Annotated in this window: 14 protein-coding genes; 7 read left to right on the forward strand and 7 right to left on the reverse strand. The window is 59.1% G+C overall.

All coding sequences use genetic code 11. From position 1 onward, the window contains the following. The 3 genes from L0Y14_RS13750 to L0Y14_RS13760 all read right to left on the reverse strand — a co-directional run bounded on the left by L0Y14_RS13750 (position 1) and on the right by L0Y14_RS13760 (position 2,212). A complete protein-coding gene (locus L0Y14_RS13750; RefSeq protein WP_139042053.1) occupies positions 1–1,215 on the reverse strand; it encodes a TonB-dependent receptor in 1,215 nt (404 codons plus the stop codon). After that, positions 1,202–1,624: a substrate-binding domain-containing protein gene (locus tag L0Y14_RS13755; RefSeq protein ID WP_240991650.1), complete on the reverse strand. Its 423-nt coding sequence runs from the start codon at positions 1,622–1,624 to the stop codon at positions 1,202–1,204. The genes L0Y14_RS13750 and L0Y14_RS13755 overlap by 14 nt, the downstream gene beginning before the upstream one ends. A gap of 84 nt (positions 1,625–1,708) precedes the next feature. Then, a complete protein-coding gene (locus L0Y14_RS13760) occupies positions 1,709–2,212 on the reverse strand; it encodes a 2-thiouracil desulfurase family protein (protein ID WP_138921836.1) in 504 nt (167 codons plus the stop codon). Positions 2,213–2,335: 123 nt separating this feature from the next. Here L0Y14_RS13760 and L0Y14_RS13765 point away from each other — a divergent pair, with 123 nt between their 5' ends. The 3 genes from L0Y14_RS13765 to L0Y14_RS13775 are packed head-to-tail and all read left to right on the forward strand — an operon-like array spanning position 2,336 to position 4,710. After that, the gene (locus L0Y14_RS13765) at positions 2,336–3,262 is read left to right on the forward strand and encodes a hypothetical protein (RefSeq protein WP_006474773.1); all 927 of its coding nucleotides are present in this window, start codon (positions 2,336–2,338) and stop codon (positions 3,260–3,262) included. Between the two features lie 6 nt (positions 3,263–3,268). Further along, positions 3,269–4,321, forward strand: coding sequence for a ferrochelatase (gene hemH / locus L0Y14_RS13770; protein ID WP_006474772.1), 1,053 nt, complete (start codon positions 3,269–3,271; stop codon positions 4,319–4,321). Next, the gene (locus L0Y14_RS13775; RefSeq protein WP_005959771.1) at positions 4,321–4,710 is read left to right on the forward strand and encodes a gamma-butyrobetaine hydroxylase family protein; all 390 of its coding nucleotides are present in this window, start codon (positions 4,321–4,323) and stop codon (positions 4,708–4,710) included. The genes hemH and L0Y14_RS13775 overlap by 1 nt, the downstream gene beginning before the upstream one ends. Here the strand turns inward: L0Y14_RS13775 and L0Y14_RS13780 are convergent. The 4 genes from L0Y14_RS13780 to L0Y14_RS13795 all read right to left on the reverse strand — a co-directional run bounded on the left by L0Y14_RS13780 (position 4,707) and on the right by L0Y14_RS13795 (position 9,102). Beyond that, on the reverse strand, positions 4,707–7,031 hold the full coding sequence (locus tag L0Y14_RS13780) for a putative bifunctional diguanylate cyclase/phosphodiesterase (protein WP_006474771.1): 2,325 nt from the start codon (positions 7,029–7,031) through the stop codon (positions 4,707–4,709). The genes L0Y14_RS13775 and L0Y14_RS13780 overlap by 4 nt on opposite strands. 153 nt (positions 7,032–7,184) lie before the next feature. Continuing rightward, positions 7,185–7,358: a hypothetical protein gene (locus L0Y14_RS13785; RefSeq protein ID WP_240991649.1), complete on the reverse strand. Its 174-nt coding sequence runs from the start codon at positions 7,356–7,358 to the stop codon at positions 7,185–7,187. Between the two features lie 150 nt (positions 7,359–7,508). Continuing rightward, positions 7,509–7,652 carry an aliphatic amidase expression-regulating protein gene (locus tag L0Y14_RS13790; protein WP_240991648.1) on the reverse strand — a complete coding sequence of 48 codons (144 nt, stop codon included), beginning with the start codon at positions 7,650–7,652 and terminating at the stop codon, positions 7,509–7,511. A 229-nt stretch (positions 7,653–7,881) separates the two neighbouring features. Continuing rightward, the gene (locus L0Y14_RS13795) at positions 7,882–9,102 is read right to left on the reverse strand and encodes an argininosuccinate synthase (RefSeq protein WP_006474768.1); all 1,221 of its coding nucleotides are present in this window, start codon (positions 9,100–9,102) and stop codon (positions 7,882–7,884) included. 226 nt (positions 9,103–9,328) lie between these two features. Here L0Y14_RS13795 and L0Y14_RS13800 point away from each other — a divergent pair, with 226 nt between their 5' ends. Genes L0Y14_RS13800 through L0Y14_RS13815 form a run of 4 tightly spaced genes read left to right on the forward strand, consistent with a single transcriptional unit; the run spans position 9,329 to position 16,151 of the window. After that, positions 9,329–12,118, forward strand: coding sequence for a sensor domain-containing protein (locus tag L0Y14_RS13800; RefSeq protein ID WP_005959765.1), 2,790 nt, complete (start codon positions 9,329–9,331; stop codon positions 12,116–12,118). Next, positions 12,115–13,383: an urea ABC transporter substrate-binding protein gene (locus tag L0Y14_RS13805; protein WP_005959764.1), complete on the forward strand. Its 1,269-nt coding sequence runs from the start codon at positions 12,115–12,117 to the stop codon at positions 13,381–13,383. The genes L0Y14_RS13800 and L0Y14_RS13805 overlap by 4 nt, the downstream gene beginning before the upstream one ends. After that, on the forward strand, positions 13,380–15,713 hold the full coding sequence (locus tag L0Y14_RS13810; RefSeq protein WP_240991647.1) for a PAS domain-containing sensor histidine kinase: 2,334 nt from the start codon (positions 13,380–13,382) through the stop codon (positions 15,711–15,713). The genes L0Y14_RS13805 and L0Y14_RS13810 overlap by 4 nt, the downstream gene beginning before the upstream one ends. A 51-nt stretch (positions 15,714–15,764) precedes the next feature. Continuing rightward, positions 15,765–16,151 (forward strand): response regulator, encoded by a 387-nt coding sequence (locus L0Y14_RS13815; protein WP_005959762.1) that lies wholly within the window; start codon positions 15,765–15,767, stop codon positions 16,149–16,151. The last annotated feature ends 8 nt before the right edge of the window (positions 16,152–16,159 follow it).

Below are 16,159 nucleotides of genomic sequence, written 5' to 3' on the forward strand. Positions count from 1 at the left end.
CTAAAAACCATATGAGACCAGCAGACTGAACATATTCCAGTGCTGCGTCATCGAGAGCAGATCTGGATTCTCGACACTTGAGAGGAACATGGTGCCATTCGCACGGCCGTATTCAGCGCGCAGGATCAACTGCTCTGTCGGTTCCCACAACAGACCCAGGGTGGTCAACTTACTAAAGCTGGTGTGGGCCGGCCGGCCAAATATCGCACTGCGCCCGCTGCCGTCGGGGTCATCCTTGTCAAAGTGGCCCTCTTCATAGCGCAGCAGCAGTTCCCAGTCAGCGGCAAGACGGTAACTCCCCTGCAGGTAGTAACCATCAACCGTTGTGTTGTTGCTGTCTAGAATCGAGCCAAAGCCACTGTATTCGAGGGGCTCCTGCATATATTCCAGGGTCAGGCTCCAGGGGCCTTCGTTGTACTGCGCAGAGGCGAGCCAGTACTCGATCCCCAGACTACCGCTGAGGGTTGGAGGCAATGGCGAGGGCAGACCTGACATCGTGCCATTCAGATCGAGCTTTACACCACTCAATGCTATACGCAGCCGCCCACCCTGCCATTCGTAGAGTAGACGACCGATTAGATTGAGCCCCTGCTGGCTCAGGTCCGGATTAAAATCGTTGATCAGATAGGTTGACTCCATGTTCTCATCGATCAGCGATTTACCTGAACCAAAGTTCAGATAGAGACTATGGTCGCCCTGATGAAGCTCTCCATAGAGCCGTATGCCATCGTTGGAGAGCACCGTATTGCGCACCCGGTCCCAATAGATGACCTGGGGCAGGAAGATGCTGGGCCGGGTGGAGGCCACATCACGGGTGTCGTTGTAGAAACCCAGCACATTCTTGTAGCGCCCGACAATAATGCCGGCGCGCCCAGTCTCAGAGATATAGGGCGAATAGTCGAACTGCGCATAGTCGACCGCCGGTGAGCCGTCATACATGCCGCCGGCACGACGCGACAACAGCTGTCCGGAAGCCATAAGTTTCGGGCTGATGCGATAGGAGAGATTGACGCCAATCTCGCGGAACTCAGTACTGCCATCTTCACTGTTACCAAAGAAACTATTGTCGCTGGTCTTCACATAGCCCTGGGTGAGAAAGCCGTGGATCTGCAACGGCGAATCATCATCGAAAAGGCTCCCGGCGGCGCAGAGCTGCATCTGCCCGGTAAGAAGGAACAGCAACAGGACCAATGTCAGAGGATTATTCGATCTCAATGGTCCGGACCTCCCCATCAACCAGCCCTTCCGACAGATAACCGATAGCTCCCGGGGTTACCGACAACCGCAGATACATCTCCGCCTCCGATCCCACGCGGATCGGCGCCTGCCCCGTACCTGAGTAGATGCGCCGGTTCCAGGCGCGGCGCAACTGGTGGGGAAACACCCCCAACACCTGCTTGGTGAACTCCACATGCAGCGGCACCTTGTCTCCCAGTACAAACACCCGGACCGGAGTGCCATCTGGCCACTCGGTCATGCGCATAGTGAAGATGCTACGAAGCGTGGCGCGGGAGAGAGTCCTGATTGAATTCCCGCTGTTGGCAGCGAGCTCAACAGCACCGCACTGTAGCGGCAGGCAGGTCATCAACAGAGCGAAGATGGTGAATTGAAATCGTGCTTCCATCACGTACAGCAGAGTGAGCCAAATATCATTTGGCTTATCGGGATCAGCTCCCACAATTTTAGACGACAAAATCCCGTAATTAAATCATGGTAATTTTGAATGCCTTATCACTTCTGCCAGAAACGACTCCTGCTGCTCCGGGGTAACCAACTCAGACTCCTCTCGCAATGGCAGGGCAGGCAGGGCCCGACGCAGTTGATCGGCAAACAGACCGGCACCGAACTGACCAGATGGGTAATGAGGGGTGGAGTGCAGACCACAGCTGGGCGAGCGGCTCTTGAGGATGAAACCATCAAGCCGACTGACCTGTTCAAGCCAGTCGGCCGCAAACACCAGCAACCGTTCTGTCACATCCAGTGTGCGCACTTCGACACCAACCGCCCGCGCCCTGCCTGGCTCTCCCACCAGCCGCACCGCAGGCCGCGGCACCCCCAGCCCGGCCCCCACCTCAGGGCAGACCGGCAGCCACTCCACCCGGCCTGATAGCCCCTCGATGATCACTGTGGCCCGCTTCTCTCGAGCGTCGTAGCGCACCCGCTCCCCCAGCAGGCAGGCGCTGATACCGACGACTGGACGCCGCCGCATCATCCGTTCACCCACAACCTATCAAAACGATATCTGTGCATAGCGGGAATAGGCCTGAGCGATATCAAAAAGTCCAGTCCCGACTAACGCTGCCTCTCCCCGCGGCCCATGCTAGGATCGCCCGAGATGGATCAACCAAAACCACAAGCCTACTGCCTGCGCCGGCTCAACCCGCTCAACGGTACCCTGCAGGTGTTTGAAAGCGACCATGCACGTGCCTTCAGCGCCGATGGCAGGCGCTGGGAGATCCAGGTGCTGAGCCACCAACCCCAGGGGCTCTGGGCCAACACCCCGCTCGGCGACAAGGCCTTCTTTCGCTTTGGCATCTGGTCTGCCGCAAAGGGACTAAAACAGGTGCCGATCAATCCCCTGTTCGACATCCAGCAGATGATCGATGCCGCCGCACAGCTGATCGAACCGTTGCAGCTCGCCCTGCCGCACCTGCCCTTCCCGCCAGGTGATCCTTATGAACTCTGGTCCCTCGACGAAAACAGCGCTCAACCCATCGCCTTGCTCGCCAGCGTGGTCACTGACGCATCCCGGCAGAGCATAGAGGCCAGCCGCTGGGTCGCCGCCCAGCAGGGAGATTTCTCCTTCATCTCTCCCACCCTGAGTGGCAAACAGGTACCAAACAACGACAGCCATAATCCCCGGGTGCACGCCTCGATTCTGGAGGCGATGGTGCGCGGCCGGGCTGGGCCGAATCACCGGCGCGGCTGGTTCCTGCGCCAGCCCGGAGAGCCTGTGCTCGCCTGCGATGCCAGGCAATCCAGCCCATCGGCCGATGCCTTTCCACCACTGCCGCTGAGCGACGCCTGGGAACATCCAGATGACTGCGCCCTGTTCGAAGAGTACCTCGACTGGAAGGCGCCAAGACTGCTGCAACTGCCACAGATCCCCGATGCCTGGCGCGCAGAGTTGGAGCAACGGGCAGTGAAGAGCGCCATCGAGGTGGAGCGCTGCTGGCGCCTCTACCCCAAAATCCTCGACAAACAGCTGTTGAATCGGGCCCGGGTTGAGGCAAAAATCCGCACATCCGCGGTCAACGAATAGGGTGTCATGAAATACAAAGACCAATCAGACCAACCCCTCGATGGGGCAGGCCGTCTTGGTGTGCTGCTGGTCAACCTAGGCACTCCCGACGCCCCCACTACCGCCAGCGTGCGCCGCTATCTGGCCGAGTTCCTCAGCGACCCGCGGGTGGTAGAGCTACCCCGGCTGCTGTGGATGCTGATCCTGCACGGCATCATCCTGCGCACCCGGCCAAAACGCTCCGCCGCCGCCTATCGCAGCGTCTGGGGTGAGCAGGGCTCACCGCTGATGGAGATCTCACGGCAACAAGAGATCGCCCTGCGCAGCCGGCTGCAGCAGCGCCTCAACAGCCAGGTCGAGCTGGAACTGGCGATGCGCTACGGCAACCCATCCATCGCCAACGCACTGGAGAGACTACGCAAAAAGAACCTGCAGCGCCTGCTGGTGCTGCCGCTCTACCCGCAATATTCAGCCACCACCACCGCCTCGACTTTCGATGCCGTGACCAGCGAACTACAGCACTGGCGCCGCCTGCCAGAGCTGCGTTTCATCAACCGCTACTGGAATCAGGCCGACTACATTCAGCTGCTGGCCGACAGCATCCGCCACTTTCGCCAGGCCAAGGGGGAACCGCAGCGGCTGCTCTTCTCCTTCCACGGCATCCCCCAGAGCTATGCCGACCAGGGCGACCCCTACCCCAGCGAGTGTCTGCAGACCGCCCGCCGCACCGCCGAGGCTCTCGGACTGGATGAGGATGAGTGGGCACTAAGCTTCCAGTCCCGCTTCGGTCGTCAGGAGTGGATCAAACCCTATACCGATGTCACCCTGAAAGCCTGGGGGACAGAACGACTGCAGCGGGTGCATGTGGTCAGCCCCGGCTTCTCCGCCGACTGCCTGGAGACTCTGGAGGAGCTGGGTGAAGAGAACCGACACTATTTTCAACAGGCCGGCGGCGGCGAATACGCCTACATCCCCGCCCTCAACGAACATCCCGACCATATCGGAATGCTCGCCAATCTAGTCTGCCGCCACCTATGCGGCTGGCCTGAGGCCGAACAGAATCGAGGAGAGAAAGACTGATGGAAAAACACTATCGCCCCACCGAGATCAAGCTGCATCAGGCATCACGCTTTCTCGATATCGCGTTTGATGACGGCCGCCACTTCTCCCTGCCCTGCGAATACCTGCGCGTCTACTCCCCCTCGGCGGAGACCCGCGGCCACACTCCAGAGCAGGCAAAATTGGAGACTGGAAAAGAGATGGTGACTATTCTCGACCTGAAACCGGTCGGCAACTACGCAGTGAAGATTATCTTCGATGATGGTCACGACTCCGGCCTCTACGACTGGAAATATCTCTACAATCTGGGGAAGTTCCACGATGAATTATGGCAGGCCTATCTCGACAAGCTGGCGGCGATTGGCTATCAGCGCAAGGAGCCGGAACTCCCGCCGCCGCGTCAAGCCTAAACTAGTTCGACAGAGGCATCGACGGGCACTTCACATTGCTGGGCCAGATAGTCGCGAAAGTTGTCAGCAGAGAGGGGTTTGCTCAGCAGAAAACCCTGCACGATATCCACCTCACGCTGGCGCAGAAACTCCAGCTGCTCATCACACTCCACGCCCTCGGCCACCACCTCGATATTCAGCCCATGGGCCATCGCCACGATGGCCGTAACCAGGGATTGATCATTCTGGTCGGTATGCAGTTCACGAATGAAGCTCTGGTCGATCTTCAGGGTGTGGATCGGAAAGCGTTTGAGATAGCTAAGAGATGAGTAACCGGTACCAAAATCATCCAGTGACAATTTCACTCCAAGATCCAGTAATTGCTGAAACAGTCCCATCAGGTTGCTTGACTCTGCCATCAGCAGACTCTCGGTGATCTCCAGCTCCAGGTACTCTGGCGGCAAACAACTCTTCTCCAACGACTCCTTCACTTTCTCCACCAGTCCACCATCCTGAAACTGGGGCGATGAGACATTCACCGCCACCCGCAGCGGTCGCCCCAACGTCTGCGGCCAGCGTGCCGCCTCCATACAAGCTTGCTCCAGCACCCAGTTACCGAGCGGTAAAATCAGGCCGGAATTCTCCGCCACCGGGATGAATTCACCGGGAGAAACTTGGCCTAACACTTGGTTGTTCCAACGCAGCAGTGCCTCCGCACCCAACAGTATTCCGCTGCTGGTATCCAACTGTGGCTGAAAATGGATCTCAAGTTCGTCCAGCTCCAAGGCTTTGCGTAATTTCGATTCGATCAGCAGATGGCGCGCCGCCATCTCCTTCATCTCACGGGAGAAAAACTGAAAATTGTTCTTGCCCTGCGCCTTGGCGTTATACATCGCGGTATCCGCATGCTGCAGTAGCTTCTCGGCCGTATTGCCATCATCAGGAAAGAAGCTGATACCAATGCTGGCAGTCACATACAGCTCACGATTGTCCAACAAAAAGGGGGGGGTGATGGTATCAATAATCTTATGTGCAACCTTTTCCACACAGCTCAGCTCAACCACATCGGGGATCAGGATGATGAATTCATCACCACCGATCCGCGCCGCTGTATCACTGGTACGTAGCACCTGGTTGAGCCGTTCTGCCACCATCTGCAAAAGCTGATCACCGGTCTTGTGCCCCAGGGTGTCATTAATGGTTTTAAAGTTGTCCAGGTCGAGAAACATCAATGCCAGCTTGGTATTGTTGTTCAGGCAGCGTTCAAATGCCTGACTTGCACGAGTCAACGCCAGCACCTTGTTGGGCAAGCCAGTCAGCTGATCATAGTTGGCCTGATAGCGCAGTTTCTCTTCGTAGTGGAACCGTTCCGACATATCGAGCATGGTCACCAAGCAGATCGGCGGGTCTTCCGATGTCACTACCTGCAGACGCATCTCCACCGGATAGAGAGTGCCGTCACGTCGGCGATTGTCGCCACGGAATGCAACCGCACCCTGATCGGCCTCTGAGCTGGATTCAACAAGCCCAAGAAAAACCGCCTGATCGATCCCCGGATGGACATCAGAGAGGCTCAGCTGCAACAGCTCTTGCTCGCTATAACCCAGGTTACGCGAAGCCCCCGCGTTGCTCTGCAAGATATCGAGTGTGTTCAGATCAACCAGATAGATCTCCGAAGAGAAATCCTGCAGGATTCGCGTCAGGCGGTTATCGAGGCGTTTTTTCTCACACTCCAACTGCTGCATCAGCTCTCGGTTTTCGTAACGAAGATGGAGCGAAGTTTTGATCGATCCGTTGAACCGTTTGGCGGCCCGCAAGAGAAAGATCAACATCGAAAAGGTCAATACGCTGATGGCGATATGCAGTCGATCGGCATAGATAGCAGAGTTGACTGTCACCGGTAACAGAGTGGTGCAGGCATACGCAGCATAAGAGGGAAAATCAGCCGCGAGGACCGTCAACGCACCGGCAGCGAGGCCGGCCAACACCAACACGGTAAACACCTGCAGCGCAATGGAGTTACTGGGGAAAAAGACCAGTCCGGCAGCGCCCCAGACCAGTCCTGTGGATACAGCACCAATAAAAAATCTGCGCCCCCACTTGCGCAGATCACTATTCATCGGGGCTTTTCTGGCAAACCTCAGCCCCAACCAGAAACGCCCGATCAGCACCAGAAGCTGCACAAGAATCCAGCTGGTGAGGATCGAGTGTGCTGCTACGTCATATTGAATGGACGCCAATACCAAAATTACCATCAGGGTAACCAGAATACTCTGGTTGAGATTGGCATAGAGGATATTCAGCCGGTCCGCATAACAATCTATTTTAAATTGGTTTTCCATAACATAACTTTTCGGAAGAAGAATCCAAGAATGTTTATTGGACTTAGGCTGACGGCACTCCACCAGATCACCCCGTCTACCCGACCCTATCGGCCGGTTAAACACAATCTGGAATTTCGATAGACACAAGAAAAAATGGATTACTGTTTACACTCAGTATAGCTCCACCTCATCACGCTCAGGCGTCGCTGCCATAGTCTTCGCCTTGTCGGCTATCAGAAACCATGAAACCAGGCCCTCCAACGGCTTGGCCAGCAACATAAACTCCTTGCCCGAAGCCGCTGCCTGCACCGAAGAGCTGGCCGTCTCTTGCGCTAGATCACACAACCCCGTCCGCCCGCACCACTCCAGGCCGCCTCAATAGCGACATTCAGGACCTGCAGTTTGGCCTGTTCAGCGATACCATTGATTAGTTTGATCACCTCACCAAGGCCGCCTGCTCTTGCGCAGAGACATCAGCGATTATTCCTCAGCCGCCTAGGGGATACGCTGCAGACCCTTCCTGATGCGCTCAAAATATTTGTCACTGCCACGCAACACATAGTTTTTGAAGTTGTGGATGCCCACCTCATAACCAAGTGCCGGACATATTTCCAATAGTAGCTTGTGGCGTTTTGCCACATGCTCACGATAAATTTTTGTTTTATGCGCATCCGGAAAGCTTTTCCCCAGCACAAATGCAGTCTTCCGGATTACAAACATGCAACTCAAAAGCTTTAGCGACTATAGCGAACCCTTAAGCTTACAGCCGCAGACACCAATCACTACGCAAAAAAAGGCCCGAACCGCCAAGCGGCCGGGCCTCTACCATCAAGCTGGGGGGGAATGACTAGGGTTGCTCAGGGCTTCCCTAGGCTTTTTTCGACGCCGCCACCCGCAGCCGCAGGGCGTTGAGTTTGATGAAGCCCTCGGCATCCTTCTGATCGTAGGCACCAGCATCATCTTCGAAGGTGGCAATCGACTCATCAAACAGGCTGTTGGTGTCCGACTTGCGACCAGCAACGTAGACGTTGCCCTTGTAGAGCTTGAGACGCACCACACCGTTGACCACCTGCTGGGTGTTATCGATGGCCGCCTGCAGCATCTCGCGCTCGGGAGCGAACCAGTAGCCGTTGTAGATCAGCTTGGCGTAGCGCGGCATCAGCTCGTCCTTCAAGTGGGCCGCCTCGCGATCCAGGGTGAGGGACTCCATCGCCCGATGGGCCTTCAGCAGGATGGTGCCGCCGGGAGTCTCGTAGCAACCGCGGGACTTCATGCCGACATAGCGGTTCTCAACGATGTCAGCACGGCCGATGCCGTTGGCACCGCCCAGCTTGTTGAGGCTCTCGAGCACCGTTGCCGGGCTCATCACCTCGCCGTTGATGGCGACCACATCGCCCTGCTCGAAGGTCAGCTCGATGTAAGTCGGATCATCCGGCGCTTGCTCGGGAGAGACCGACCAGCGCCACATATCCTCGCCGGGCTCGGTCCAGGGGTCTTCCAGGTCGTAACCCTCATAGGAGATGTGCAGCAGGTTGGCGTCCATCGAGTAGGGGGACTTCTTACCCTCTCGCTTCTGCTCCACCGAAATGCCATGCTCCTCGGCGTATCTCATCAGCTTCTCGCGGGAGAGCAGATCCCACTCACGCCAGGGGGCGATGATCTTGACGTCTGGCATCAGCGCGTAGGCGCCCAGCTCAAAGCGGACCTGGTCGTTGCCCTTGCCGGTGGCGCCGTGGGAGATAGCATCGGCACCGGTCTCTCTGGCGATCTCTACCAACCGCTTGGCGATCAGCGGGCGGGCGATGGAGGTGCCGAGCAGGTACTCGCCCTCATAGATGGCGTTGGCACGGAACATCGGAAAGACAAAGTCGCGCACGAACTCCTCGCGCAGATCCTCGATGTAGATCTCCTTGATACCGGCGGCCTCCGCCTTAGCGCGGGCCGGCTCGACCTCCTCGCCCTGGCCGATATCGGCAGTGAAGGTTACCACCTCGCACTGATACTCATCCTGCAGCCATTTAACGATGATGGAGGTATCCAGACCGCCCGAGTAGGCCAGTACAACTTTCTTCACGCCGTCTTTGGACATCGCGTTGCATCTCCCAATGGTGAAAACTACGGGGATCTCCCGAAAAACGGCGCAGTATAACCGATTTTCAGTGGCCTTGAATCGACGTCAGCGCCACCTGTCAGAGAAGACATCAACTACACTCGGGACAACAGCGGACCAAACAGCACTCTCACCCACTTCTGAATCCAGATTCAACTATCCAGCGCAACCGCTGAAATAGGAACAGAAGCCCCGAGCCGATGCAATGACACCACCCACACAAGAGTGTACCTCGAGCCACGACGCCCCTTTTCTCGATTTTCAGCGGCTGTTCGAACAGGCCCCGCTACCCTATCAGTCACTGGATGGCAAAGGAAACGTCCTGGCAGTCAACCAGGCCTGGCTCAACACACTGGGTTATCAGCGAGATGAGGTGGTCGGGCGCTGGTTCGGTGATTTTCTGCACGCTGACGACAGCACACTGTTCAGAACCCACTTCGCCAAATTCAAGCAGAACGGTCAGACCCACCAGACAGAGCTCCGCATACGCCACAAGGACGGTAGTGAACGACTGGTCGCCTTCGAGGGACGCATCGCCAGCAACCCACAGGGGCAGCTGCAGAGCTACTGCATCTTCACCGACATCACCAAGCAGCACGCGATACTGCAGGCCCTGCAGGAGAGCCAGCAACGCTTCCAGCACTTCATGGACCTGATCCCAGCGCAGGCCTTCATTCGTGATGCGCAGGGACGCTATCTCTATGGCAACCGCGCCTGGCAGGCGCAGTTCGAGCTGCCGCTGGAGCAGCTGCTAGGCATGACCGACCGCGACCTCTACCCCCTGCCCACCGCTATCGAATTCGAACGCACCGACCGCCAGGCGATGCAACAGAACGAACCACTCAGAACCGAACAGCTCGGCATTGGCGCTGACCACCAGCCCCACGCCTGGCGGGTCTGCAAGTTTCCGATCCAGGGGCAGGATGGAAATGGCTGCCTAGGCGGTCTGCTATTCGACATCACTGCCGAGAAGGAGTCGGCAGTACGCCTGCAGCTGTTCCGCGACCTGCTCGACCAGAGCATGGAGGCGATCCTGGTCCTCGCCTATGAAGATGGCCGGCTGATCGATGTCAACGTGCGTACCTGCCACTACACCGGTCACAGTAATGAACAGATACTCACGCTGCGGCTGCCGCAGATCTCCACCTATATCAGTGACTGGGACCAGTTCCGCGAGCAGATCACCCATGCAGGCTCGCTCTACTTCCTCGACCGCCTGCGCTGCCGCGACGGCAACCTGCTTGATGTCGAAGTCTACGCCACCCAGGTGGACCTAGATCAGAGCCGTTACATCATCGCCACCGCTCGCGACATCACCGAGCGCAAAGCCACCGACGAGAAGCTGCGCCAGGCCGCCGCCGTGTTCGAGAGCACCGCCGAAGGGGTCATGATCTGCGACCCGCAGGACCGCATCGTGGCGGTCAACCGCGCCTTCACCGAGATCACCGGCTACAGCCTCGAGGAGATGGTGGGTCAGAAGCCATCGATCCTCTCTTCCGGACTGCACGACAACGAGTTCTTTCAGCAGATCCGTTCCGCGCTGCACAACAGCGGCCGCTGGCAGGGCGAGATCTGGAACCGCCGCATGAATGGCGAATCCTTCCCCGAGTGGCTCACCATCTCTGAAGTCCGCGACCCCAACGGCGAGTTGACCCACTATGTCTCGGTCTTCTCCGATATCACCACCGTCAAGCAGGCACAGCAGAAACTCGAACACCTGGCGCAACACGACCCGCTCACCGGCCTACCCAACCGGCTGCTGATCGACGAAATGCTGGAACACACCATCGGCGGGGCGCGGCGCGAGGATAAGCGCAGCGCGGTGATGTTCCTCGACCTAGACGGCTTCAAGACCATCAACGACAGCCTCGGCCACCGCGTCGGCGACCGGGTGCTGCAGAAGGTGGCAGATCGCCTGCGGCGGGCACTACGCGGCCCCGACATGGTGGCACGGCTCGGAGGTGACGAGTTCCTGGTGGTAATCGAACGCCTCGACCAGCAGGCAGATGTGGCGATCATCGCAGAGAAGCTGCTGGCGCAGTTCCGCGAGGCGTTCCCGGTGGAGGGACGTGAGCTGTTTATCACAGCCAGTATTGGCATCAGCCTGTTTCCCGGAGACGGCGCCACTGCCGCTGATCTGATCCAGCACGCCGACAGCGCCATGTACCGCGCAAAGGAGAGCGGCCGCAACGCCTACCAGTTCTACGAGACCGCACTCACCACCAACGCCCAACGCCACCTCGACACCGCCTCGCAACTGCGCCATGCGATTGCCCGGAAGCAGTTTGTGGTCCACTACCAACCCCAGTTCGATCTGCTGAGCGGCGCCCTCAGCGGCATGGAGGCACTGGTGCGCTGGCAGCAGACCGATAGCCGACTGGTCGGGCCAGGAGAGTTCATCACAATCGCCGAGCAGAGCGGCCTAATCGGCGAGATCGGCGCCCAGGTGATGCAGCAGGCCTGCCATCAGGCAGCCCGCTGGCTCAAGGCCGGCGCCCGCTTTGAACGCATCGCGATCAACCTCTCGGCGATCCAGATCACCCGCGGCAATCTCCAGCTCCAGGTCAAACAGTGTCTGCAGCGGACCGGCCTGCCACCAGAAAACCTCGAGCTGGAGATCACCGAGAGCCTGTTCATCGATGCGTCGGAAGCAATCCTGGAACAGATCAACGCCCTGCGTGCGCTGGGCATCACCTTCTCCATCGACGACTTCGGCACCGGCTACTCCTCGCTGGCCTACCTCAAACGCCTGCCGGTGGAGCGGCTTAAAATCGACCAGTCGTTTATCCACGACATCCCCGGCGACCCGGGTAACGCCGCGATTGCCTCAGCGGTGATCGGCATCGGCCAGAGTCTGGGATTGCGGGTCATCGCCGAGGGGATAGAAACCGAACAGCAACGGCTGTTTCTGCTCCAGCACAACTGCCCCTACGGCCAGGGCTACCTGCTGGGCCGCCCCGTTCCAACAGAGCACTTTGCTAAGCAGTTTCTATGAAACGCTACGCCACCCTGCTCAGCCTGCTGCTGTCGAGCGCGACAGCACTCGGGCTCTGGTATCTCTACACTGACCAACGCCCGTTTCAGGAGCCGATCCGCATTGGCATCCTGCACTCCTTCACTGGCACCATGACTCTCAGCGAACGTCCGGTGGCGGATGCAATGAAATTGGCGGTGGAGGAGATCAACGCCGCTGGTGGTCTGCTCGGCCGACCGCTGGAGGCGATCGAGGCGGATGGCCGCTCTGACTGGCCTACCTTCGCCCGCGAGGCAGAGCGGTTGATCACCCAGGAGCAGGTCGCCGCCCTGTTTGGCTGCTGGAACTCCGGCTGCCGCAAACGGGTCAAGGCGGTGGTGGAACGCCACAACCATCTGCTCTTCTACCCGGTACAGTATGAGGGGCTGGAGCAATCACCCAACATCATCTACCTGGGCGCAGCACCCAACCAGCAGATCATCCCGGCGGTCAAATGGGCGCTCGACAACCTCGGCCAGCGGCTCTTCCTGGTGGGATCTGACTCTATCTTTCCCCACACCGCCAACGCCATTATCCGCGACCTGAGCAGCGCGCTCGGTGGCGAGATCGTCGGCGAATACTATCTGCCACTGGGAGGGCACCAGGTCGATAAACTGGTGGAGGAAATCAGCAAGACCCGCCCAAATGTGATCCTCAACACCATCACTGGCGACAGCAATATCAGCTTCTTCCGCGCCCTGCGCCGCGCTGGCATCAGCACCGAACAGATCCCCACCCTCTCCTTCAGCATCGACGAGAATATGCTGGAGTTCATCGGCCTGCCGCAGGTGGCCGGCGACTACGCCGCCTGGAACTACTTTGAGAGCATCGAAAACGGGGCGAATCAGGCCTTCATCGAGCGCTTCCGCAAACGCTACAGCGCCGGGCGGCGCATCACCGATCCGATGGAAGCCGGCTATCTGGCGGTGCAGCTATGGGCCGCGGCGGTCAGGGAGGCGCATACCGCCAATGTAGAGGTGGTGCGCTCAATGATCCTCAACCAGGCATTCGACGCCCCCAGCGGCATGGTCTACGTCGATCCGATCAGCCGCCACCTCTGGAAGACGCCGCGCATCGGCCGAATCAACAGCGAGGGTGATTTCGATATCGTCTGGAGCGCCGGCCGCCCCAGTCAACCCAACCCCTATCCGCTGTCGCGCAACCGCGCCGAGTGGAACCGCTTTCTGGATCAGTTGCAGCGGCGCTGGCAGGGCAACTGGCAGGCCCCCAAGGCGACCACCCCATGAAGCGCCGCTGGCCGCTGTCCCGGGGTCTCTACCCCCGTCTCCTCACGACAGTGCTGGCGGTGGCGCTATTGCCACTGCTGCTGATCACTGTGCTCGGTTTCACCACTGCCCGAGAGACACTTTACCGCCAGACCTTCGACGATCTCACTGCCGCCGCCGAAGCCAGGGCCGCCCTCATCAACCGCTTCTTCCTGGAGCGCAAGCAGGACATCTCAATCCTCGCCAGCAGTCCCCTGGTGGCCGAGTCGATCGCCCGACTGGAACCGATCTTTCACGATTCCGGCATCGGCTCGCCTGACTACCAGCAGGCCACAGCACGGATCCAGCCCTATCTGTACACCCTCAAAGAGAACTCGGGCGACGACGCTCTGTTCCTCATCGCCGCCGATGGCGACATCATCCTGACTCTGGCTGGCGAGGATACTCTGGGCACCAATCTGCTCAACGGCCCCTACCGGGAAAGCGAGCTGGCCGCAGCCTTCAAGCGCGCCTTCACCCTGCTCGACGTGGCCTTCTCCGACTTCAAATACTATGCCCCCTCCAACCGCCCGGCCTCTTTCATCGCCGCTCCAGTCTACGACGTCCACCGGTTTATCGGCGTGGTCGCCATCCAGATCAATGCGGATTCGATCTACACATTCAGCCGTGACACTCGCGGGCTGGGTGAGAGCGGCGAAATTGTGCTCGCGCAACGCAGCACGGATGCAGCAACCATCCTGGCACCGCTCAAGTTCGCCCCGGACGCTGCGTTTAAGATGCAGATCGCTTTTGACTCAAAGGCAGGCATGCCGATCCAGAAGGCGGTTCAGGGAGAACGGGGTGCTGCGCTTTCGGTCGACTATCGCGACGAGCCGATCCTCGCGGTCTGGCGCTACCTTCCCTATCCGAACTGGGGACTGGTGGCGAAGATTGATGCCCGCGAGGCGTTTGCCCCAATCCGGCAGCTGCAGCGCTGGACCATCGCAATTCTGATCACGCTGGTGCTGGCAGTGGTGTTTGCGGCGATGCGTCTCGCACACAGCATCACTGGACCGATCCAGCAGCTAGCACGCGGGGCCGAGCGCATCGGCAGTGGCGATCTGGAACATCGCCTGGCCACCGATGCACAAGATGAAGTGGGCGAGATGTCGCGCAGTTTCGACACCATGGTGACCAATCTGAAGGCGCTCACCGCCGCCCAGGTAGAGACAGAGGCGCGGCGTCAGGAGTCTGAACGGGCACGGGCCGAGTGGCACCGGGTGTTCGACACCATTCGCTCACCCCTGTTTCTGCATGACCAGGCGGGACGGGTGGTGCGCGCCAATCGGGCCTATGTGGTGGAGGCTAAGGCAGAGCACGATCGGGTGCTGGGCAAACTCTACTGGGAACTCTTTCCAAAAGGCGACGGCCCACTGCCCGACTGTGCGGCCGGTGGCTCAGACCCCAAGCCAAGCACAGTCGACCAGCACCGGGAGGAACTCACCCTGGCAGATGGGCGCACCTTCCTCTCCCACTCCATGTCTGCTGGCAGTGGCCCCCAAGGTGAACCGCTCTATGTCCATTGGATGTATGAGATCACCGAACTGCGCAACACTGAGGCGGCCCTCGAGGCGAGCAACTATGAGTTGAACAGCGCCTTGGCGGAGCTCCACCGCACCCAGTCGGCGCTAGTGCAGACCGAAAAGCTCTCCGCCCTCGGCACCCTCGCCGCCGGCGTCGCCCATGAGATCAACAACCCCTTGATGGCATTGGTTAACTATGTGCAGTACGCCTGCAGGCACACCGAACACGCCAGATCAGCAGAGATCCTCGGCAAGGCGGAGGATGAACTGCACCGTATCAAGACTATCGTGCAGAACATGCTGATCTTCGCACACCCCAGCGACGGAGGGAGTCAGGCGGTTAATCTGATCGAGACCCTGCAACAAACCCTGGCCCTGATCAGCGCCGACCTTCATCATCACCAGATTACCGTCAAGATCGATTTCCCTAAGGCCCTGCCTGCTGTCGATGCCCGTAAAAACGCGATCCAGCAGGTGCTACTCAACCTGCTGATCAATGCCCGCGACGCCATTGACGAGAGTGACAAACGCGAGATTCTGGTCGAATCCAGCGTCGAGGAGAGGCAGGTCTGCCTGGCAATCAGCGACAGCGGGCCAGGCATCGCAACGGAGGTGGCAGAGCGGCTGTTCGATCCCTTTGTCACCACCAAGCCGGCGGGCAAGGGCACCGGCCTGGGTCTGTCGGTCTCACGCAGCATCATCGAAGGCTTTGGTGGAACCCTGCAGGCTGAAAACAACACCACCGGGGGCGCCTGTTTCCACATCTGCCTACCAAAGTGGAACCATTGATGCGGCAAAAAACTATACTTATGAGACAAATCCAACAGGAAGAGAGAAGCGGTGAGCAAACAGATCCTGATCATTGACGATGATGCAGCAGTGCGCGAAGCCTTCGAACTGGCCCTGGAAGAGACCGGCTATGAGGTTAGCAGCGCCGCTGGCGGCGCCGCAGGTATCGACCAGGTCAAACAGCGGGTGCCTGACTTCATCTTTCTCGACCTGAAGATGCCCGGCATGGACGGTGTCGAGACCCTGCGCCGAATCCGCCAGGGCATGGCGCCAGATATCCCTATCTACATCGTCACCGCCTTCATGCCGGAGTTTCTGCAGGAGCTCGCCGCCGCCGCCAAAGAGGGGCTGCAATTCGGGCTGGGGCAGAAGCCCCTCAGTGGAGAGCAGATCCGCCTGATCGTCCAGGGTGTACTGGAACAGGCCCAGAGCTACTGAGCCGGAGC

It is taken from the genome of Candidatus Endoriftia persephonae, from assembly GCF_023733635.1.
GTDB classification, from domain to species: Bacteria; Pseudomonadota; Gammaproteobacteria; order Chromatiales; family Chromatiaceae; genus Endoriftia; species Endoriftia persephonae.

Bases quoted from the DNA above. Each gene is read 5' to 3' on its own strand.
- L0Y14_RS13805 (WP_005959764.1), top strand. From the start codon at position 12,115: ATGAAACGCTACGCCACCCTGCTCAGCCTGCTGCTGTCGAGCGCGACA.
- L0Y14_RS13755 (WP_240991650.1), bottom strand. From the start codon at position 1,624: ATGGAAGCACGATTTCAATTCACCATCTTCGCTCTGTTGATGACCTGC.
- hemH (WP_006474772.1), top strand. From the start codon at position 3,269: ATGAAATACAAAGACCAATCAGACCAACCCCTCGATGGGGCAGGCCGT.
- L0Y14_RS13775 (WP_005959771.1), top strand. From the start codon at position 4,321: ATGGAAAAACACTATCGCCCCACCGAGATCAAGCTGCATCAGGCATCA.
- L0Y14_RS13760 (WP_138921836.1), bottom strand. From the start codon at position 2,212: ATGATGCGGCGGCGTCCAGTCGTCGGTATCAGCGCCTGCCTGCTGGGG.
- L0Y14_RS13810 (WP_240991647.1), top strand. From the start codon at position 13,380: ATGAAGCGCCGCTGGCCGCTGTCCCGGGGTCTCTACCCCCGTCTCCTC.
- L0Y14_RS13780 (WP_006474771.1), bottom strand. From the start codon at position 7,031: ATGGAAAACCAATTTAAAATAGATTGTTATGCGGACCGGCTGAATATC.
- L0Y14_RS13795 (WP_006474768.1), bottom strand. From the start codon at position 9,102: ATGTCCAAAGACGGCGTGAAGAAAGTTGTACTGGCCTACTCGGGCGGT.
- L0Y14_RS13800 (WP_005959765.1), top strand. From the start codon at position 9,329: ATGACACCACCCACACAAGAGTGTACCTCGAGCCACGACGCCCCTTTT.
- L0Y14_RS13765 (WP_006474773.1), top strand. From the start codon at position 2,336: ATGGATCAACCAAAACCACAAGCCTACTGCCTGCGCCGGCTCAACCCG.